The organism is Rathayibacter sp. AY1B5, from assembly GCF_002932795.1.
Taxonomy (GTDB): Bacteria; Actinomycetota; Actinomycetes; order Actinomycetales; family Microbacteriaceae; genus Rathayibacter.
Map to the genome: position 1 here is coordinate 217,022 of NZ_PSWM01000001.1, position 20,957 is coordinate 237,978.

Sequence of the window (20,957 nt, forward strand, 5' to 3'; positions counted from 1 at the left end):
CCTCGGAGCGGTGCTCAGACCGCGCGGGCGCTCCCGCGGTCGACGAGCCGGGCGGGCAGGAGGCGGATCGACGGCTCCTCGCCGCGGGACGGCTGCTCGATCCGCTCGACGAGGGTGTCCACCAGGTGTGCACCGAGTTCGGCGGGGCCGGTCTCGACATAGCTGTAGGGGAGTGAGAAGTCGCGGGCGAACTCCGCCGAGTAGAGGCTCACGACCGAGAGCTGCTCGGGCACGACGACGGCCCGTCGGCCGAGGATCGCCGGGAGCATCGCGATCGTGCGGTCGCTATGGACGACCAGCGCCGTGAGACCGGGGTGGTCACCGAGGAACGCCGCGACCATCGGCTCGACGGCGTCGGCGGCGGTGGCGGCCGGGCGCAGCACCAGCTCGATGCCGAGCCGGCCGGCGGTCTCGAGAGCCGACTCGCGGAACCGGAGCCCGTAGGTGCCTCCGCGGTCGAAGACGCGCTCAGGAGGAGTGATGAGACCGATGCTCCGATGCCCGAGGGCGCCCAGGTGCTCGATCAGCAGGCGGGCCGCGTCGCCGAAGTCGAGGTCGAAGACGTCCACCCCGGAGGCGTCCGCGGGCACGCCGAGGGCGGCACCGGGCCGGCGCGAGGCGCGCAGGACGGGCAGCCGGTCGTCGTCGTCCGCGACGCTCAGGAGGATCAGTCCGTCGACCTGGCCGGAGCGCGTGAGCCGGCGGACCGCAGCCGCCCCGTCGGACTCGGTGGCCAGCAGCACGTCGTAGCCGAGCTCGCGGGCGCGGGCCGTGATGGGGAGCACGTACTCGACCATCGCGGGTGCGAACTCGTCCGGGTCGAAGTGGACGAGCAGGCCCAGCGCCATGGTGCGGCGCGTGGCGAGCGCTCGTGCTCCGGCGTTGACCGTGAAGTCGAGCTCGGCGATCGCGTCCTCGATCCGCTTGCGCGTCTCGGGGGAGATGCTGCGCTTGCCGGAGAGGACGTACGACACCGTGCTGCGCGAGACCCCGGCCGCTTTCGCGACGTCTCCGATCGTGGCCATCTCCACCCCCGCTCGAACCGTGTCGAGAGTGGCAGTGCGGCGCGGCGCACGCAACTCGGGCGCCGCGTCCGCTGCCCGAGGACCGGACGCTCCGGCTCCGGCGCTCTGCTCGTCCACGGCGCGCTCGTCCCCGTCGCGGCCCGTCCGGTCCCGACGGCACGCCGACGCGGCCGGGCGCACGAGGAGCCCGGCCGCGTCAGCGCGTTCTGGACGGATCAGCCGCAGCGCGCCGCACCGTAGGCCGGTGCCGTGGATCCGCTCGCCGCAGCGCCGTCGACAGTCCCCGCGATCCGCACGTCGAGAGCGCCGGCTCCGACGCTCGCAGCGCGGGTGCTGAAGGCGGCCGAGACCGTCTTGCCGGGAGCGACCCCGGTGAAGGTCTTCGTGCCCCAGGCCGAACCGATCGTGATGTCAGCGGCGACCGCGCTGGTGTTGGTCGCCGTCCCCGTGATCGTGACCTTCCCCGCCGTGCAGCGCGAGGCCGCCGTGCCGGTCACCGTCAAGCCCGCGGTCCGTCCGACGAAGGGCGTGACCGAGATCCTGTCGATGTTGGGCGCGTACTGCGAGGTGAGCAGGACGCCGGGGAAGGTGTCGGAGAGGTAGGTCGTCCCGTCGAAGCCCGGGAGCTCCTTCGAGGTGATCGCGATGGTGTTCGAGCCCTTCCTGAGCGTGACCGGCACGCTCAGGTCCCACAGCTGGTTCTGGTGGAACGTGTGCGGGAAGAGCACGCGCTGCGTCACTCCGTTGACCGTGATGTCCGCGTGGCGGGCGAGCGGGTCGGGGTTGTAGTGCGTCGCGGGGGACTGCTCCTCGTTGGAGTAGCGCAGCGTGAGCGCGTACGTCCCGTCCTGCTCGGCCTTCACGTCGCCGAAGGTCAGGGTCGAATCGCCGTCGCGTCCGCCGCCGATGTTCCCGACGGCCTTGCCGCCCGACGCGAAGGACAGGTCGCGGACAGTGGCGGGGCCGGTGATCGTGGCCGCCTCCGCTTCGTAGCTCGTCGTCGCGGGCGGGTTCGCGCTCGCTCCGATGACGATCCGATCGACGAGGAGCGTGCCGCTCGTGCCGACGACCTCGATCTTGTTCACGCCGCCCGAGAGGAAGACCTGACGGGTCGAGCTCGCGCCCACCGGCCCGACCTTCACGTCGTTGACGTAGAGGTCGCCGGTGCCGCCGCCCAGGGTGTCCACCGTCACGGAGGACGGCGCGTCCTTCGCGGAGTAGCCCCAGACAGTGGTGGAGGCGCCGCTGGTGAGCATCGCCGTGCCCGATCCGGAGACCCCGGTGCGGGAGTAGTCGGCCGTCGCTCCGTTCTCGAGCGTGCCGGTCTCGGCCTCGTGGATCGAGGTCGCGGCGGCCGCGCTGGGGAGGGAGAGCTCGATCTTGTCGACGATCGCGTCGCCCACGGTCGACTTCGTGCCGGCGAGGTTCTTCGCGGCGAGCGAGATCGTGTGGGTGCCGGCGGTCAGCTTCACCTTCGTGTCCGCGTGGTCCCAGACCACGAACTTGTAGGCCAGCGGAAGGAGGATCTCCTGCTCCGCAGCGCCGTCGACGCTCAGGAACGCGTTGATCGGGCCCTGCTGGGCGTTGGCGGCGTAGGTGTTGAGGGAGTTGGCGAAGACGCTGAGGTCGTACTCGCCGTCCTTCGGGACGGTGACCGCGAAGTCGAGCTTCAGGTCGCCGCCGGTGCGGATCCCGCCCACGTTGCGTCCACCCGAGGTGTAGAAGCCGCCGACGTTGGTCGGCGAGCCCTCGGGTCCGTTGAGGTTCCGCGATCCGGTGTAGCGAGCGTCCTCGGCCTCGTACTTCTGGCGGAAGTCGACGGGCGAGGCGGACGGCGACGACGCGTTGGCGCCCGGGGTCAGGACGACCTCGTAGGCGGAGTCGATGTCGAGCGCGGGGAGGGATCCGCCGAAGTCCAGCGAGAGGGCGCCGTCCACGACGGACGCGTCGAACTCCTTCACCGTCTGCGGGGCTCCCGAGTCGCCGACCTGGCCGGTCCAGCGGATCTCGCTGACCTCCACGTGGACCTTCGAGCCGAAGGTGGCGGCCGGGACGCTCTCGAACGCGACCTTCTGCGAGCCGCCGACGCCTCCGAAGAGGGCTCTCGCCTGCTTGGCGGCGGTGTCGAGGGTCGCGACGCCCTGGAGGGTGTAGCTCTGGCCGGGCTTGGGCGGCGTGACCGCGACAGTGTCGCCGGTCATCGAGGCGTAGGCGTTGAGGAGCCACCACTGGCCGTTGGCGCGGTTGGCCTGCACCGCGGAGTCGGAGAGGTTGCCGTCGATGTTCCAGTAGGCGATGTCGCCGTCGACCTTCTTGTCCTCGAGCGCGCTGATCCACTGGACCATCTGGCCGGGCACGGAGGTGTGGTAGTTGAAGGCGTACTCGTTGAGGTTCACCGGCAGGTGCTTCCCGGCGTAGGACGTGCCCGCGTACAGCTCGTCCTCCCAGGCCCGGAAGCGGTCGACGTTGGTGCGGATCTCACCCGGGGCGCTCAGCTCGTGCCAGGTCATCACGTCGGGGACGGTGTCCTGCTCGAGCGTGTGGGTCATGAACCCGCGGACCTGGTCGTAGAGGACGCTGGTGTTCGGTCCGGCGATGCGGGCGTCGGGCATCCTGTCGCGGATCAGCGCGTAGGTGCTGTCCCAGGCCGCGAAGAACGCGGTCGGGTCCTCCAGCCAGCTCTTCCCGTCGTAGCTCCACTTCCCGTTGCCGAACATGTTGCCCTCGGGCTCGTTGAACGGCACGAACACGATGTTGTCCTGGTACTCCTCGGGGAGCGCGAGCACCTGGTCGACCTGCGTGGCGATCTTCGCCTGGTAGTCGGCCAGCTTCTCCTGGGGAGTGCTGCCCGGCCACTCGTAGGGGAAGCCGCGGTAGATGTCCGTCATGTAGATGTAGGTGTCGCCGTCCGAGGTGTCGGCGACGGCTTTCGCGACGCTGAGCGCGTCGGCGCCCGGGTGCTGCGGCCCGTCCTGCGCCTTGGTCGAGACCGTGCGCAGGTCGATCCCCTCGAGGAGGTTGTCGGAGGGGAGGCCCTCGCCGTAGACCCCGTAGAGGGTGCCGGACGCGCCGCCCATGAACTCTCCGGTGCTCGTGCCGAGGTCGATGGTCATCTCGTCGAGTGCGCGCACCGTGACGGTCGCCGTGACCGCGGTGCCGAGGCCGGTGACGGTGCCCTTCACGGTGAAGGTTCCGCGCTTAGCGTAGGCGGCAGCGGGGACGCTCTCCCAGGTGACCGGGGCGTCGCGGTTCACGCCGTCGGAGTAGGTGGCGGGGACCCCCGGCAGGGCCGGCGCGACGCCGATGCCGGTGGTCACCGCGACGCTTGTCGAGAGAACGCCGGTGACGGCCGGTGCGGCGTCGCCCGCCAGCCCCCGGACCTGAGCGGCGGTCAGGGCGCGGTTGTAGACGCGGAAGTCGTCGATCGCTCCGTCGAAGTAGGGGTGCACGTTCCAGAGCGCCCGGCCGATGTTGCCGCTCTTGGAGGCGGAGGCGGAGTAGAGCTGCTTCGCGAGATCGACGGAGGCGGGAGCCGTCGCGACCTGCAGACCGTTGAGGTAGAGGGTCACGGTCGTGCCGTCCATCGTCGCGGTGACGTTGACCCACTGGTCCTTCTGCAGCGGCGAGGAGCTGGAGACCCCGGTCTCGCCGCCGTCCTTCAGCTGCTTGATGATCGCGCGGGCGCTGCCGCCGTCGAACGACGGAGCGAAGGCCGACGCGGCGTCGGGGCTGATGCCCAGGCACCACAGCCACTGGAAGCCCCCGGTGCCGGACCACTTCGTCCAGGCGGAGACGGTGGTCTGCGTCACGCCCTGGAAGAGCCCGTTCGGCACGGTCAGGTAGGGCGCGGAGGTCGAGTCCGCCGCGCCCCCGGGAAGGTCGATCGCCGTCGTACCGGCCTTCCGACCCGCGACGTACGTCGCTCTCGCGCTGTTGACGACGGTGCCGTCGAGCTTCTTCGACGAGAGGTCGGCGACCGTGGATCCGGACACCTGCCCCTGCTCGAAGTCGTACTGGAGGATGAGCGCGTCGGCGGGGACGGTGGTGTCGGCCGCGGAGGCGGACTCGGCGCTCGGGAGAGCGACGGCGAGGGCGGCGAGTGTCGCGGCACTCAGCGCGAGGGCGAGGGAGCGGGTGCCGCGCCTCGGGGAGGACATCGTTGTCACGCTGGTCACTTTCTGTGGGGACAGCCGGCCGGACGACGGCGGGCGTCGGTCCGGGGTCGGAGCAACAGTGCTTCGAACCGGTTCGACAAAACTAGGTTCCGGGCCTGCGACACGCAAGAGGACCTGAGAAGTTCCTCGTCCGGCTCGCAGGTGACGGCGGTCGCTCAGGCTCTCGACGGGACTCGTCCGTCCGCCGGACCAGGACGAGCGCTCGACGGATCTGCTCCTCCGCCTGGGCCTGTGCCGCGTGCGGGAGGATGAGGGCATGACGCTCCCTCGGCCGACGCTCCTCTCCCCGCCGCTCCAGGACCGGCTGGCTCGGTGGTTCGACGAGGAGGCGCCGCCGGCCCCCTCGCTGAGCTGGGCCCTGTTCGACCGCACCGGGCTGCTCGTCCACCACGGCCGCGGCGAGCACCGCCTCGACGGGGCCGCTCCCGGGCCCGGGACCGTGCACCGCATCGCCTCCATGTCCAAGAGCTTCGAGGCGGCGGCGGTGCTGATCCTGCGCGACCGCGGGCTGCTCCGCCTCGACGACCGCATCGCCGATCACGTTCCCGAGTTCACCGATCCGGTCGACTCCGCGGGCCGGACGCTGCCCGTGACGATCCGGATGCTCCTCAGCAACTGCTCGGGGCTCCCGGAGGACAACGGCTGGGCCGACGACGTCATGGCTCTGACGCGGGAGGAGTTCCTCGAGGTCGTCGGCCGCGGGCTGACCTTCACGGAGCGGCCGGGCGAGGTCTACCAGTACTCCAACATCGGCTTCTGGCTGCTCGGCGTGCTCGTCGAGAACGCGACCGGCGAGGACTTCCCCTCCTTCGCGACGCGGACGATCCTCGAGCCGCTCGGTCTCCACGACACGCGCTACGACAGCGGCCACTACCCCGACGGCACCGACCTGGCGGCCGGCTTCAGCACCTTCGACGATGGAGCGACCTGGGTGCCCCGCCCCGTCACCGGCACCGGAGCGGGCGCCTGCGCGGCGAGCATGTTCAGTACGGTCGGCGACATCGCCCGCTGGAGCGGCTGGCTCTCCTCCGCGTTCGAGGGCGAGGACGGCGCGGACGACGATCCGGTGCTGAGCCGCGCCTCCCGCCGCGAGATGCAGCGCGGCTGGACGCCGGTCCCCGCGCTGAGCCCTCGCGCCGTCGAGAGCACGCTCGACGGCTCCGCCTACGGGTTCGGCCTGGTCGTCGAGCACGACGTCCGCTTCGGCGGGATCGCCCACCACTCCGGCGGCCTGCCGGGCTGGTCGTCGAACATGCGCTGGCATCTGGAGTCGGGCCTGGGGGCCGTGGTCTTCGCGACCGCGAACGGGGCGAAGCTCGCCGCCGCCGCGACGGGACTGCTCCGCGCCGCCCTCGAGGACACCGCTCCGCCGGCGCGGACCATCGCCCTCCTCCCGTCGACCCTCGCCGCGGCCGCCGCCGTCGAGGCCGCGATCGTCGCGGGAGACCTCGCCCGGGCGGGGGAGCCGGGCAGCGGCGCCCTGTTCAGCCCCAACCTGCTGAGCGATGTGCCGGCCGACGTGCGCGCTCGCCGCCTCGGCACGGCGATCGCGGAGATCGGCGGGCTCGCCGAGGACCCGACCGCGCGGCCGCTGGCAGAGCGATTGCTCTGGAGCGCCTCCGCAGCGCAGGCGGCCTTCCTCCTGCCGGGCCGCGACGGGGAGCTCGAGTGCCGGTTCGAGACCACGCCGACCGTCCCGGCCCTGATCCAGCGCCTCGAGATCGTCGTGCGCGAGACGCCGACGGCAGCCCTCCCGGTCGTGCGCTTCTACCGCCCTCAGGTCGGCTAGCGGTCGGAGACGAGGCGCGGGCGTGCCGGACCTCCACCCTCCCGGCACGCGGAACGGCGGGCGGCCCTCGAGGGACCGCCCGCCGTCACGCTCCCGCGGTCAGCGGATCGTCGTGCTCGCCGTGTCCGCATTGCTGCGGATCGACGGGTCCGGCGTCTTCGTCGAGAACGCCGCTCCCAGCGCGGTCGCCGTGCCCGGGACGGTCGCCCTCACCGTGATCTTCTCCGACACGTTCCGCCCGTCCGCCAGGCCGACCCGCTGGAACACCACGACGTTCCCGACCCTGGTGTACGAGCCGGTCGCCGAGACGAACTGCACGCCCGCGGGCAGGACGACCTGCGAGAAGACCGACGCCGACGCGGCCGGACCGGCGTTCGTCGTGATGAGGGTGTAGGTGAGCGTCCTCCCCTTCACCGCCGAGACAGGCCCGGAGAGGTCGACGCGCAGATCGGCCTTCGTCGCGACCTGCTTCGGCGAGACCGTCAGCGTGCTCGTCGCCCGTGCCGTGCCCGCCGAGTTCACGGCCCGGATGCTGAAGGTGGTGGTCCCGGCCGTGGTCGGCGTCCCGGAGAGGCGCCCGGTCGCGTCGAGGGTGAGCCCGGCGGGCAGTGCGCCGGAGACCAGGGAGACCGACGGGGCGGGCGTGCCGCTCACCGCGTAGCGGAAGTCGTAGGCCGAGCCGACGACGCCCGCCGCGACCGTCCCGGAGAGGGTCGGCGCGACCGTCTGCGACGAGACGGTGACGGTGCTGGTGGTCTCCGCGGAGGCGGTGCCGGTGCGGGCCGCCAGCGTGAACGCGAAGGTGCCCGCCTCGGACGGAGTCCCCGACAGGCGTCCGGCCGGAGTGAGGGTGAGGCCGGGCGGGAGCGCACCGGAGGAGACGTTCACCGACGGCGCGGGGAAGCCCGCGACGGTGTAGGCGAAGTCGTAAGGGGTGCCGACGACGCCCGCCCCGGGGGTGCCCGAGATCGCGGGTGCCGCGTCCGCGGGGGAGACGACGACGGTGCTGGTGGTCTCCGCGCTCCCGGCGGTGCTCGAGGCCCGCAGCGTGAAGGTGGAGCGGCCGGCGGTGGTCGGCGTCCCGGTCAGGCCGCCGCGCTCATCGAGGCTCAGGCCCGCGGGGAGCCGGCCGGAGACGAGCGAGACCGTCGGCACGGGGGTGCCCGTCACGCTGTAGTCGAAGTCGTACGGGGTGCCGACCGTCGCGGCGGGCGGGTCGCCCGCCAGCGTCGGCGCGACCGTCGTCTCCGCGACGGCGAACGTGTGCGTGGCGCCGACGGTGGCCCCGAAGGGGTTCCGTGCGGAGACGGCGAAGGTGGACGTCCCCGCGGTCGTCGGCGTGCCGGAGAGGAGTCCGGACGCGCTGAGGGTCAGGCCGTCGGGGAGGGAGCCGGAGGCGACCGCGAACGAGGCGGGGCGGTCGGCCGCGAAGGTGTACGAGACGGCCGCTCCGAGCGACCCGGACGCGGGAGGAGTATCCGCCGTCAGGACGGGACGCGGGCCCCGGGCCAGGACGTGATCGGGTCCGGCCGCGAGAGCGGTCGTGCCGGCGAGACCCGCGGGGAACTGCAGCTGCCCGGCCGAGCTCCGGCCCCAGCCGACGACCGTGCCGTCGCCCTTCAGCGCGAGGCTGTAGTCCGACGCGGCGGCGATCGCCACGACTCCGGACAGACCTTCCGGCACCGTGGTCTGGCCGTAGTCGACGACGACCGAGTCGGAGCTCGCACCCCAGGCGACGACGGTGCCGTCCTCCTTCAGCGCGAGGCTGTGGGTCTCTCCCGCCGCGACGGCGACCACGCCCTCGAGGCCCGCGGGGACGTCGGTCTGCCCGTAGAGGTCCCAGCCCCAGGCGACCACCCTGCCGCCGGACACGGCGAGGCTGTGGCGCTGGCCCGCGGCGATGGCCGTGACGTCTCCGAGCCCGGTCGGGACCAGGCCCTCGCCCAGCCCGTTGCTGCCCCAGGAGGTGACGGTGCCGTCGCTGCCGAGCGCGAGGCTGTTGTCGCGGGAGGACGAGATCGCGACGATCCCGGTCAGCGCGGCGCTCCTCGAGACCTGTCCGTCACCGTCGTAGCCCCAGGAGACGACGGTCCCGTCGCTCTTCAGAGCATGGCTGCTGTAGTCGCCGGCGGAGACGGCGACGACCCCCGTGAGACCGTCGGGGACGCTGGTCTGCCCGGACGAACCGCGCCCCCAGGCGACGACCCTGCCGTCGCCGTTCGCGGCGAGGCTGTGGGTCCGACCCGCGGCGAGGGAGAGGGCGCCCTCGACTCCGGCCGGGACCGTGGTCTTCCCGTCGGCGCTGCTTCCCCAGGCCGCCACCCCGAGGACCGGGGCCGACGGAGCGGCGACCGCCGCGAGGGGGACAGCGGCGCCGACGAGGAGCGCGACGGTGGCGGTCAGCCCGAGCAGGCCCCGCCGGAGCCGTCGTGCCGCCCCTGGATCCCGCGGCTGCGACGTGCCGTCCTCGACGGCGGGAGGACGAGGGACGGTGCTGGAGCGCATGTGCTGCCTTCGGTCGGGACGGCCCTCATCGGCCGCCCTCGAACCGTGGCACGGCCGTCCCGCCGCTGACAATGTCCTCTAGCGGCCCTGTCCGGAAGAGGGCGCCGCGGAGCACCGCCTTCGGCACGCCCTCCCGGTGGAGCGGCTGACGACCGCTCAGCGCGGTCGGAACGGAGACCCCGCCCCTCCCGCGTACGGGGCGTCCGCCTGATCGAAGTCCCAGCCGCCGGCGGGTGAGGGGCGGACGACGACCGGCGCCCTGGTGGGGGTGGGCGTCGCCGTGGGAGTGGGAGTCCTCGTCGGCGTCGCCGTCGGAGTGGGAGTCCTCGTCGGCGTCGCGGTGGGCGCGGGAGCGGGCGCCGAGCCCTGCCCGGTGTGCCAGCGGAAGATCGCGTCGATGCCGTCCTGGTTCACCCACGACGGCGCGTTGTGGCCGAGCCCGTGCGTCCGCACAGTCGCCTCCCTCGCCGTCGGTGTCGCTCGCGAGACGAGGGCGAGTCCGTGCAGAGCGGGCGGAACGCTCGGGTCCGGGTGCGCCGTGTCGGAGACCACGGCGCGGATGTTCGCGCCCGCCCAGGCGGAGGCGGGCAGCCGCTTCGGGTTGTGGGAGTCGATCTGAGCGGTGCTGCCGTCGAAGGCGCCGCCGATCGAGAAGCGGCCTCGCGCGGTGCGGCTGTAGGTGTCGCGCAGGTCGTAGACGCCGTTGACCAGGTACACGCCGTTGATCCCCGGGAAGACCCGGGCGCCGTAGTTCTCGCAGGCGAGCGCCCCGCCCGCTGACATCGCCCAGAGGTAGCTCGCGGCGATCGGGAACTGGCCGGAGAGGTAGGCGTAGCCGTTCCGCTGGTGCTTCTGCGCGGTGTCGTTGGTCCAGACCGTGCCGCCGAGCGTCTGGCAGATCGCGATGGCGCCCCGCTCGACGGCGAGCTCGGCCGGGTACTGGAAGACGCTGGACAGCGACGTGTGGTCGGCCTGCGCCGAGTGGATGAACCAGATGACCGGGACGGGCGCCGCCTGCCGCGGCTTCACGGTCTGCGGGACGAAGACGCGCGCGAGGTCTCCGCCGATCGAGATCGTGAGGACGTCGTAGAGGACGCCGCGGTTCTTCGTCGTCACATTGATCGTCCGGGACTTCTCCCCGGGGAGGCCGGGAACGGGGGAGGCGGCGGCGGAGACGGCCGGGAGCGCCGCCGCCCCCAGGGCGAGAGCACCGGAGAGCGCGCCGCCCATGACGGTGCGCCGCCGGAGACCGGGGGCTCGGGAGGGGGTTCCTGCGGATTCGTCGGGGGACACGGGAGCTCCTCGTGCAGGGACCGCGCGCCGACGAGATCAGCGGACGGTCCGGGTCGGCGGGGGGTGTGCCCACAACGCTAGCGGGAGGACGGGCCGGACGATGCGTCGATGCGCGCCAGTCGCGAGACGACGGAAGGGACGACGCCGCTGGCGGAACGGTCGGCAGCTCGGCGACCGCATCGGCGGCGGACCGATGCGCTCAGGCAGCGGTCTCGGGCCCGTTCCTGATCGCCCGCCCCGCCGCTTCCGACCCTTTCGCCCCGTTCCGGAGCACTTCCCCGCACCGGTCTGGGCCCCCGGTGGGAAGGCTCCCAGGTTCCTCGCGCTCGCCGGCGGACCGGTGCCAGCGTGGAGGAACCGAGAAGCAGAAGGAGAAACGATCATGACTCTTCGACGGACTCTTGCCACCCTCGCTCTCACGGGCGCCATCGCCTCCGTCGGCGTCGTCGCCGTCGCGACACCCGCCTCCGCGGCCGAGGTCGCGAACGGCCAGTACGTCAACGCCGCGAGCTACGCGTGCGGAGCCCAGGAGGTGGCCACCGGCGCCACCCTCGGACCCGAGGGCGTCCTGCGCCAGCGCGCTCTCGTCTTCCGCAACTGCGGGTCGAGCACCGTCGAGCGCAAGGCCGACATCATCGCCGACTTCGACGGCAGCTGCTACTCCGTCGCGCCGGGCAAGGCCCGAGTCCTCGACGCGCTGTTCGTGGCCGCCGGGCGCAACACCTACCGCGCGTCCAAAGCCTGCTGAGGTCGCGTGTCGCCGGAGGGGCGGGTCGGGGACACCCCCGGCCCGCCCCTCCGGGCGTCCGAAGCGACCACGCATACTCCCGTCCGGCCCGTCCTCCCATCCGGCCCGTCCTCCCGGTCGGCCCGCCCCAGCATCACTCCAGCACGGACCCCAGCTCCGCCAGGACCTCCGCGACCCGGGCCCGCGCCCGTGTGTCGAGCCCGCGGACCGGACGCGGGAGGCAGCGCGCCTCGGCCAGACCGAGCTGCTCCGCCATCGCCGCGACCACGCGGTTGCTGCCGCCGTGCTCCGCGAAGAGGTCCCAGACGGGCTGCAGGCGCGCCGATGCCGCGCTCGCGGCCGCCTCGTCGCCCGACTGCGCCGCCCGGGCGATCGACAGCGCCGCCCGCGGGAAGAGGCCGCCGATCACCGAGTACCAGGCGTCGCAGCCGCCGAGAAGCCCGCGCGCACCGGCGGCGTCCCCCGAGACCCCGATGGTGACCCCTTCCGGCACCCGCGCCCTGATCTCGCGCACGTGCGCCGCGGCGGAACCCGCCCCCTCCGGCACACCGGGGATCTTGAGGGAGGCGACCGGCGGCAGCCGGGCGACGGCCCCGTAGAGGTCGTCGGAGAAGGAGAAGCGCGTGGTCCCGGGGTTGTCGTACACGACGAGCGGCACCGAGAGCTGAGCCGTCACGTCCTCGTAGAGCCCGAGCACGTCCTCGTCCGTCAGCGGCTGGTAGCCGATCGGCGCCAGGAGCACCGCGCTCGCCCCGGCGGTCTGCGCGTCCTCGGCGAGCGCCAGCACCTGCGAGGTGCGCAGCGCCCCGATCCCGATCACGACCGGCACCGGGCCGGCGCTGCGGACGGCGATCTCGGCGGCGCGCCGGCGCTCGCCGCGGTCCAGGTACGGAGCCGACCCGGTCGAGCCCAGTGCGCCGATCGAATCGACTCCCGCGCGCGCGAGCCGCTCGACGAGAGCGGCGAACGACCGCTCGTCGATGCTGTCGTCGCGCAGCGGTGTGAGGGGGAAGGCGCTGAGTCCGGTGAGCACGTCGGTCCGTTCGCTGGGGGCGGGAGGGGCCCGGCCAGTCTCCCCGGCGGCAGGGGCACGGTCGAGGCCAGAACCGCCGGAGGCCGGGGGACCAGCCGTCACTCCGCGTCGAGCACCACTCGGGAGTGGAGTCCGAGCCGGTCGAGGAACGCCTCGTCGTGGCTGACGACGATCAGGCCGCCCCGCCACGCGGCGAGCACGTCGACGAGGTGGTCGGCCGTGGCCGTGTCGAGGTCGTTCGTCAACTCGTCGAGCACCAGCAGCTGCGGCGCGGGCTGCGCCAGCACGAGCCCGGCGAGGGCCACGCGGAAGCGCTCGCCGCCCGAGAGCGTCACGATCGGCCGATCGACCACGTCGCCGCGCACAAGGAGCCGCGCGAGGGCGTTCCGCAGCTCGACGACCGGAAGGTCCGGCGCGGCCCGCGCGACGTGCTCCCGTGCGGTCGCCTCCTCGTCGAGAAGGCTGTCGCGACGCTGCGGAAGCCAGCCGATCCGGTCCGTGCGTGCTGCGGCCGTCGTGCCGGGCAGCGGATGCTCACGCGCTCCCGCCGCGCCGACGAGCTGCTCCAGGAGGGTCGTCTTCCCTGTCCCGTTCGCGCCTGTCACGGCGATCCGTTCCGGCCCCTGGAGGACCGTGGTCCGACCGCCGACCGTCAGCTCGGCGAGGCGACGTCCCGCCGCGACCCCGGGGTCCGGCAGGTCGAGGCGGACCCGGTCGTCGTCCCGCACCGCTCGCGACGCGGCGTCGACCCGCTGGCGGGCCTGCGCCTCCGCGGCGCCGTGCCCGGAGCGCAGGCGCCCCGCGGTCGCCTCGGCCCGGCCCTTCCTGGCGTGCGCGAGGATCGCCGGCATCGACTCCGCCGATCGCGCTCCCGCCCGCGCCCGGCGCGCGATGGTGGTCTCGGCCTCGATGCGCTGCCGCCGCTCGGCGCGCAGCAGCCGGTCGGCGTCGCGCAGTTCGCGCTCCGCGGCCGCCTGCTCGAGGGCGAGCCGCTCCTCGAACGCCGAGAGCGTCCCGCCGGAGGTGCGGACCGCGCCGTCGCGCAGCTCCGCGATCTCGTCGACGTGCTCGAGCAGCTCCCGGTCGTGGCTGACGAGCACGAGCGTCCCGCGCCACCGGTCGACCAGGTCGAGCAGAAGCCCCCGGGAGCGCCGGTCGAGGTCGTTCGTCGGCTCGTCGAGCACGGCGATCGGCCGGTCGCGCAGCCGGACGCCGGTCACGGCCGTGAGGACGGCCTGCCCTCCCGAGAGGGTCGCGACCGGCCGCAGCAGGTCCGCCTCCTCCAGGTCGAGACCGGCGTCGCCGAGTGCGGCGAGCGCCCGGGCCTCGAGGTCCCAGTCATCCGCGAGCACCTCGAAGTGCCGCGGATCCGCGTCACCGCGGAGGATCGCGTGCAGCGCGTCCAGGCGCTGCCGGATCCCGAGGAGATCGGCGACGGTGTCGTCGGGCCCCCGCCGGAGGCGCTGGGGCAGCAGGTCGACGGGTCCCGTCGTCGAGACGTTCCCGGCGGAGGGGGAGAGGTCGCCAGTGACGAGGCGGACGAGGGTCGACTTGCCGGCGCCGTTCGCGCCGACGAGACCGGTGCGACCACGGCCGAACGCAGCGGTGACGCGATCGAGGACGACGGAGCCGTCGGGACAGACGAACGTGCAGTCGTGGAGGACGACGGCGGGCGGGGTGGTGCGGGACGTGGAGGGCACGGTGCTCCAGGGGTCGGTGTCGGCGCACGACGACCACCGGGCTCCGAGGGAGCAGCGGCTCGCCCCTGAGGGGCGGGCACGGGGGACGTCAGTGCGAGAGCAGCTGCTGCGTCGTGGACGCAGTACCGGTGCTGGAGCGCAAGAATCCGTCTTCCGTGCGGGGAGCCCCCGTGACCGCGAGCCGCTGGATCGGCCGGTATGGCGGCCGCACCGACGTCGCGGCTCGCGACGAGGTACCCGACGACCGTACGTGCCGGCCGGATGCGCGCGCAACCGGGAGCACCTGCTCGGCCCCTGCCGACGTCCGCGGGACGGCCCGACCGCCCGGGTCTGCACGCTGCCGCCCACCGGTCGAGGGGGCCGATGGCGGGCCCTTCCGCCGCTGAGCCCTCACTACGCTGAGCCCATGGTGACCATTCGCGACGTCGCGGCCGATGCGGGGGTGGCCCGCAGCACGGTGTCCTACGTGCTCTCCGGCAACAAGAAGCTCCCGGAGGCGACCCGCCTGCGCGTGCTCGCGAGCGTGGAGCGGCTCGGCTACCGGCCCGACCCGATGGCGCGGGCCCTGGCGCTGCGGCGCACGAACATCCTGGGCTTCTTCGCCTCCGTCGATCCGGAGTCGCGGCAGACCGACGTCGACGTCTTCATGCGCTTCGTGCGGGCGGCGATGTACGCGGCCCGCGCCCGGGGCTTCGACCTGCTGATGATGGGCACGGGCGAGGGGGAGCTCTCACGCGATGTCCTCGCCGATGCGCTCGTCGTGATGGACATCCGCCGGGACGACCCCCGGCTGCCGGTCCTCGCGAGCATAGGCCTGCCGACCGCGCTGGTCGGCTACCCGGGCGAGGGCAGCCCGTTCAGCGCGATCGACCTCGACTTCGACGGCGCCGCGCGGGTCGCCGTCGACCACCTCGCCGACCTCGGGCACGTCGAGATCGCGGTCCTCGGCATGGGCCCCGACGCCTACGAGAGCGGCTACGCCTTCGCACTGCGGTTCCGCGAGGGCTTCCTCGACCAGTGCCGCCTGCGCGGCGTGCGGGGCGCCGTCATCCCCAGCACCGACGACGTCGACGACTGGTTCGAGCAGGCGCAGGAGCAGCTCCCCGGCCTCAGCGCCGTGGTCACGCACGGGCCGGGCGTGCTCGAGCCGTTCCTGCAGCGCCTCAGCGGCCTGCGCCTGCGCGTCCCGGAGGACTGCTCGATCATGACCATCGCCCCGGAGGCGGTGATGCGCCACGCCGACCAGCCGGTCACCGTCGTGGACCTGCCCGGCGACCAGATGGTCTCGCGGGCGGTCGACCTGGTGCTCGACGAGCTCGCCGGCACCGCGACTCCGGGAGTGACGGAGCTGCTGCCCGCGGTCGTCGTCGACCTGGGCACCACCGCGCCCTTCTCGCCGGGCACCAGCCGGGGCGTCGTCCCCTCGTGGCGGCGGGCGCGCGGCTGAGGTCGACCCAGTCGTCCGCGGCGTTCAGCCAGCGGTCGGTGAACCGGTTCTCCGTGATCTATTGAACCGGTTCTCCAACTCGGTTAGGCTCGCCACGACTTCCGGACGGACCGCCTCGGCGGGTGCCTCCGGAGGCTCTTCCCGGCGCGAGCGCTCCGCTCGATCCGACCGTATTCAGAGAGGAATACCGTGAAGAACAGCATCAAGCGGGCTGCAGGCGCCGCCTCCCTCGTCCTCCTCGCCGGAGTCGCCCTCAGCGCGTGCAGCGCACAGGGAGCGGGCGACGACTCGTCGAAGTCGCTCACCCTCTGGGACAGCTTCACCCAGTACGACGCGTCGTCGCCCTACGGCCAGCTCCTGGCCGGCTGCGAGGCCTCGACCGGGATCACCCTCGAGCGCACCTCCGACCCCGACCTCACCACCAAGCTCCTGCAGTCGGCCGCATCGAAGACGACGCCGAACCTTGTCGTCCTCGACAACCCCAACGTCGCGAAGTTCGCCGACACCGGCCTGCTCGTCGACAACGCGACCTCCGGCCTCGACACGACCGACGTCCTCCCGAACGTGCTCGCGGCCGGCCAGCTGGACGGGAAGACCTACGGCTCCTCGATCGGGTCGAACACCCTCGCGCTCTTCTACAACAAGGCGCTCTTCCAGGCTGCCGGCGTCACCCCGCCGACGACCTGGGACGAGCTGACGACCGCCGCGAAGGCACTCACCACGGGCGACGTCACCGGGCTGGGCTTCTCGGCGATCGGCACGGAAGAGGGCACGTTCCAGTTCCTGCCCTTCTTCTGGGGCTCCGGCGCCACCCTCGAGGACATCTCCTCCGACGACGCCGTCTCGGCGCTCGCGCTCTGGACCGACCTGGTGAAGAGCGGATCGGCCTCGCAGGCGAACGTGAACGCCAACCAGCAGGACGTCCGCGACCAGTTCCTCGCCGGCAAGCTCGGGATGATGGTCAACGGCACGTGGCAGCTCTCCGCCCTCGACGAGGCGGGCATCGACTACGGCGTCGTACCGATCCCGGCGAAGGACGGGGGAGCGGCACCGAGCCCGCTCGGCGGCGAGTTCGTCGAGGTGGTCGCCTCCGACGCCGCGAAGCAGACCCTCGCGACGGAGTTCGCGCAGTGCGTCATCCAGCCCGACAGTCTGAAGGCGTGGGCGGCCGGCCAGTCGTACATCATGCCGTACGCCGACGCGGCCGCCGAGCAGGCGACCGAGGACCCCGCGCTCCAGCCGTGGGTCGAGGCCATCTCGGTCGCGCAGGGACGCACCAGCGACCTCGGAGTCGCCTACCCCGACACCTCGAAGGCGCTCTGGACCGCGATCCAGGAGTCGCTGACCGGCTCGAAGACGCCGCAGGCGGCCCTCGACGACGCCGCGGCGAGCCTGAAGTAGCGGCCGCATGACCGACCCCGCCGTGCTCACGGCGCCGGTCGCGGGCGGGGCGGCCGTGCGGCCGCCCGCCCGCCGCCGACCCCGCTCCCACCTCCGCCTCGCCGCTGCCGCCTTCATGGCGCCCGTGGTGATCTTCCTCGCGGTGTTCTTCGTCTACCCGATCATCCGCGGCGTCGTCCTCAGCCTCCAGGACTTCGGACCGTCGTCCTTCGTGACCGGGGTCGCCCCCTTCGTCGGCTTCGACAACTACGTCACGGTCGTCACCGATCCGATCTTCGCGAGCATCGCCTGGCACACCGTGGTCTTCACCGTGGTCTCGCTGGTGGGCCAGTTCACGATCGGCATGGCTCTGGCGCTGTTCTTCAGCCGCCGGTTCCCGCTCTCGGCGACGTTCCGCTCCCTCATCCTGCTGCCGTGGCTCCTGCCGCTGATCGTCTCGGCAACGGCCTGGCGCTGGATCTTCGACCAGCAGTTCGGCATCCTGAACGCCGCGATCGGCACGCCGGTCGGCTGGCTGACCGATCCGTCCGTCTCGCTGTGGGCCGTCATCATCGCCAACATCTGGCTGGGCATCCCGTTCAACATGGTGCTGCTGCACGGCGGCCTGCAGGGGATCCCGGAGAGCCTCTACGAGGCGGCGGCACTGGACGGCGCGTCGCGCTGGCGCTCGTTCTGGAGCATCACCTGGCCGCTGCTGCGACCGGTGACCTCCGTCACGCTGCTGCTCGGCCTCGTCTACACGATCAAGGTGTTCGACGTCATCTGGATCCTCACCAAGGGCGGGCCGGCCAACAGCTCGCACACCCTCGCGACGTGGGCCTACGAGCAGTCCTTCACCGACCTGCAGTTCGGAGTCGGAGCGGCGGCCGGCCAGATCCTCGTGATCGTCGCCCTCGTCTTCGGCGTGATCTACATCCGCGCCCAGCGCAAGGAGGACCTCGGATGAACCGGCACACCACCGGGCTGCGCCGCGGGATCGACGTGGTCGTCGCGATCGTGCTCTGCGGCTTCCTCCTGTTCCCGCTGTACTGGATGGTCAACGTCTCGCTGACCAAGCCGCAGAACCTGATCCAGACCCCGCCGAGCCTGTTCCCCGGCGACCCGACCCTCGACGGGTACGTGCAGGCGTTCTCGACGCAGCTGCCGAACCTGATCACGAGCCTCGTGATCTCGATCGGCTGCGTGATCCTGACGCTGGCGATCGCTTTGCCCGCCGCCTTCGCGATGGCGAAGTTCCGGGTGCGGGGGACCGGCGTCGTGATGTTCGTGTTCCTGCTCGCCCAGATGATCCCCGGGATCGTCCTGGTCACCGCGCTGTTCGCGATCTACAACGCGCTGGGGCTGCTCAACACGTATCCGGGCCTGATCCTCGCCGACGCGACCGCCTCGGTCCCGTTCGCGGTGATCATCCTCCGGGCCTTCATGCTCGGCATCCCCGACGAGCTGATCGAGGCCGCGCGGATCGACGGTGCGAGCAACTGGCGCTCCTTCGTCTCGATCGTGATCCCGCTGAGCCGGAACTCGATCGTGACCGCGGGCCTGTTCTCGTTCCTGTTCGCCTGGGCCGACTTCCTCAACGCGAACTCGCTCACCTCGGGCAACAGCATCGTGCCGTTCACCCTCGGGCTCTACCGCTACATCGGATCGACCACCACCAACTGGAACGGGATCATGGCGACCGCCGTGATCGCCTCCATCCCGGCCGCCGTGCTGCTGATCGTGGCCCAGCGCTACGTCGCCGCCGGGGTCACCGCGGGCGCGGTCAAGGACTGAGCGCCGTGCCCGACTCGAGGAAGCAGGAGCACATGGACACCGACGCGTTCGCGCTCGAGGGGGACCGCCTCGTCTGGCGCGGGGACGGCGAGACCGTCGTCGTCGAGCCCTGGGGGAGGGACAGCGTCCGGGTCCGCGCCCGCCGGTCCGGGGAGGTCCTCGACACCGACTGGGCGCTGATCACCCCCGAGCACCACGCGCCGGAGGTCTCGATCGAGGGACCGCGGGCGACGCTGCGCGCCGGCGGGATCACCGTCGTCCTCGAGCAGCAGGAGGGCTACGGGTACCAGACCGGCTACCACGAGCTCTCCTGCTCCCTCTCCTTCTACGACCGTCGAGGGGAGCTGCTCTTCCGGGAGCTGGGGAGCGGAGGTGCGCTCAAGCTGCGCGCCCGCGAGCAGCGTCCGCACCTGGGCGGCGACTTCCGGCTGACCGCGCTGTTCGAGACGTCCCCCGACGAGAAGCTGTACGGGATGGGGCAGTACCAGCAGGACATCCTCGACCTGAAGGGCTGCACGCTCGAGCTCGCGCACCGCAACTCCCAGTCGAGCGTCCCGTTCGTGCTCTCGAGCCGCGGGTACGGCTTCCTCTGGCACAATCCCGCGATCGGCCGCGCGACCTTCGCGGCCAACCGCACGGAGTGGTCCGCCGAGTCCTCCCAGCAGCTCGACTACTGGGTGACCGCGGGGGAGACCCCGGCCGACATCACCCGGGCCTACGCCGACGCGACCGGGCACGTCCCGATGATGCCCGAGCACGGCCTCGGCTTCTGGCAGTGCAAGCTGCGCTACTGGAACCAGGAGCAGCTGCTCGAGGTCGCCCGAGAGCACCGGCGGCGCGGCCTGCCGATGGACGTGATCGTGGCCGACTTCTTCCACTGGCCGCACATGGGCGACTTCCGCTTCGAGGAGGAGTTCTGGCCGGATCCGTCCGCCATGGTCGCCGAGCTGCGCGAGCTCGGGATCGAGCTGATGGTCTCGGTCTGGCCGCAGGTCTCGGTCGAGTCCGAGAACTACATCGCGATGAAGAAGGGGAACCTGCTCGTCAAGGCCGAGCGGGGCCTGGACCTGCACATGCAGTTCGAGGGTCCGAGCGCGTTCTACGACGCGACGAGCGCCGCCGCCCGGAGATTCGTCTGGGAGGCGTGCCGGCGCAACTACGGCGAGCACGGGATCCGGCTCTTCTGGCTCGACGAGGCCGAGCCCGAGTACGGCGTCTACGACTTCGACAACTACCGCTACGCCGCCGGCCCCGCCGTGCAGGTCGGCAACCTCTACCCGCAGGCGTTCTCCCGCGGCTTCTTCGAGGGGCAGCGCGAGAGCGGCGAGACCGCGATCGTGAACCTCGTCCGCACCGCGTGGGCGGGCAGCCAGCGCTACGGCGCACTCGTGTGGTCGGGCGACATCCACTCGACGTTCGCCGATCTCCGCCACCAGATCACGGCCGGCATCCACATGGGGGTGGCGGGGATCCCGTGGTTCACGACCGACATCGGAGGCTTCGCCGGGGGAGACCCGGCCGACCCGGAGTTCCGCGAGCTCCTGGTGCGCTGGTTTCAGTTCGGCGCGTTCAGCCCCGTGATGCGCCTGCACGGGGACCGAGCGCCGTCCTCACCGGTCACGGCCGCTGACGGGAGCCGCCGCGCCGCGACCGGAGCCGCGAACGAGGTATGGAGCTTCGGCGAGGAGGCCACCCCGATCCTCACGCGCCTGCTGCACCTGAGGGAGACCCTGCGGCCCTACACGCGCGAGGCGATGCGCGAGGCCCACGAGCACGGGCAGCCGGTGCTGCGCGCGGTGTTCCACGAGTTCCCCGGCGACCCGGAGGCCTGGGATCTGGCCGACCAGTACTTGTTCGGCTCGGACCTGCTGGTCGCTCCGGTCACTCGTTCGGGAGCTGTCTCACGGCGGGTCTACCTTCCCGCCGGAGCGCGGTGGACCGAGCTCTCGACGGGCGCCGAGCACGAGGGCGGGCAGTGGATCGTCGCCGATGCGCCCCTGGCCGTCATCCCGGTCTTCGCGCGCGACGGCCGGCAGGCGCACCTCGTCGGGCAGCTCTGAGCGGTGCG

The 20,957-nt window shown here is 72.4% G+C and carries 13 protein-coding genes; 7 read left to right on the forward strand and 6 right to left on the reverse strand.

Annotated elements, in window-relative coordinates; translation table 11 throughout:
- Positions 1 to 14: 14 nt before the first annotated feature.
- Entirely contained in the window at positions 15 to 1,025 is a 1,011-nt protein-coding gene (locus tag C5D44_RS01040) for a LacI family DNA-binding transcriptional regulator (protein WP_104280683.1), read from the reverse strand.
- A gap of 215 nt (positions 1,026 to 1,240) precedes the next feature.
- Entirely contained in the window at positions 1,241 to 5,182 is a 3,942-nt protein-coding gene (locus tag C5D44_RS01045) for a LamG-like jellyroll fold domain-containing protein (RefSeq protein ID WP_104280585.1), read from the reverse strand.
- A 274-nt stretch (positions 5,183 to 5,456) separates the two neighbouring features.
- Between C5D44_RS01045 and C5D44_RS01050 the strand changes: the two genes are divergently transcribed.
- On the forward strand, positions 5,457 to 6,989 hold the full coding sequence (locus C5D44_RS01050) for a serine hydrolase (RefSeq protein WP_104280586.1): 1,533 nt from the start codon (positions 5,457 to 5,459) through the stop codon (positions 6,987 to 6,989).
- A 99-nt stretch (positions 6,990 to 7,088) separates the two neighbouring features.
- Here C5D44_RS01050 and C5D44_RS01055 read toward each other — a convergent pair whose 3' ends face one another.
- Together C5D44_RS01055 and C5D44_RS17840 are read right to left on the reverse strand one after the other, a co-directional pair.
- Complete coding sequence (locus C5D44_RS01055) at positions 7,089 to 9,494, reverse strand: putative Ig domain-containing protein (RefSeq protein WP_104280587.1); 2,406 nt, start codon at positions 9,492 to 9,494, stop codon at positions 7,089 to 7,091.
- Positions 9,495 to 9,650: 156 nt separating this feature from the next.
- Positions 9,651 to 10,787: a hypothetical protein gene (locus tag C5D44_RS17840; protein WP_181109964.1), complete on the reverse strand. Its 1,137-nt coding sequence runs from the start codon at positions 10,785 to 10,787 to the stop codon at positions 9,651 to 9,653.
- A gap of 382 nt (positions 10,788 to 11,169) precedes the next feature.
- Here C5D44_RS17840 and C5D44_RS01065 point away from each other — a divergent pair, with 382 nt between their 5' ends.
- Positions 11,170 to 11,535: a hypothetical protein gene (locus tag C5D44_RS01065; RefSeq protein ID WP_104280588.1), complete on the forward strand. Its 366-nt coding sequence runs from the start codon at positions 11,170 to 11,172 to the stop codon at positions 11,533 to 11,535.
- A 133-nt stretch (positions 11,536 to 11,668) separates the two neighbouring features.
- Here the strand turns inward: C5D44_RS01065 and C5D44_RS01070 are convergent, their stop codons facing one another.
- On the reverse strand, positions 11,669 to 12,568 hold the full coding sequence (locus C5D44_RS01070) for a dihydrodipicolinate synthase family protein (protein ID WP_104280589.1): 900 nt from the start codon (positions 12,566 to 12,568) through the stop codon (positions 11,669 to 11,671).
- 98 nt (positions 12,569 to 12,666) lie between these two features.
- Positions 12,667 to 14,268, reverse strand: coding sequence for an ATP-binding cassette domain-containing protein (locus C5D44_RS01075; RefSeq protein WP_104280590.1), 1,602 nt, complete (start codon positions 14,266 to 14,268; stop codon positions 12,667 to 12,669).
- A gap of 406 nt (positions 14,269 to 14,674) precedes the next feature.
- Here C5D44_RS01075 and C5D44_RS01080 point away from each other — a divergent pair, with 406 nt between their 5' ends.
- From C5D44_RS01080 to C5D44_RS01100, 5 genes are all read left to right on the forward strand, one after another.
- Positions 14,675 to 15,715 (forward strand): LacI family DNA-binding transcriptional regulator, encoded by a 1,041-nt coding sequence (locus C5D44_RS01080; protein WP_104275653.1) that lies wholly within the window; start codon positions 14,675 to 14,677, stop codon positions 15,713 to 15,715.
- Between the two features lie 189 nt (positions 15,716 to 15,904).
- A complete protein-coding gene (locus C5D44_RS01085; RefSeq protein WP_181109966.1) occupies positions 15,905 to 17,116 on the forward strand; it encodes an extracellular solute-binding protein in 1,212 nt (403 codons plus the stop codon).
- 7 nt (positions 17,117 to 17,123) lie between these two features.
- Positions 17,124 to 18,062, forward strand: a complete 939-nt coding sequence (locus C5D44_RS01090; RefSeq protein ID WP_104280591.1) for a carbohydrate ABC transporter permease — start codon at positions 17,124 to 17,126, stop codon at positions 18,060 to 18,062.
- Positions 18,059 to 18,889 (forward strand): carbohydrate ABC transporter permease, encoded by an 831-nt coding sequence (locus C5D44_RS01095; RefSeq protein ID WP_104275650.1) that lies wholly within the window; start codon positions 18,059 to 18,061, stop codon positions 18,887 to 18,889. Before C5D44_RS01090 ends, C5D44_RS01095 begins: the two co-directional genes overlap by 4 nt.
- A gap of 32 nt (positions 18,890 to 18,921) precedes the next feature.
- The gene (locus C5D44_RS01100) at positions 18,922 to 20,949 is read left to right on the forward strand and encodes a TIM-barrel domain-containing protein (protein WP_104280592.1); all 2,028 of its coding nucleotides are present in this window, start codon (positions 18,922 to 18,924) and stop codon (positions 20,947 to 20,949) included.
- The last annotated feature ends 8 nt before the right edge of the window (positions 20,950 to 20,957 follow it).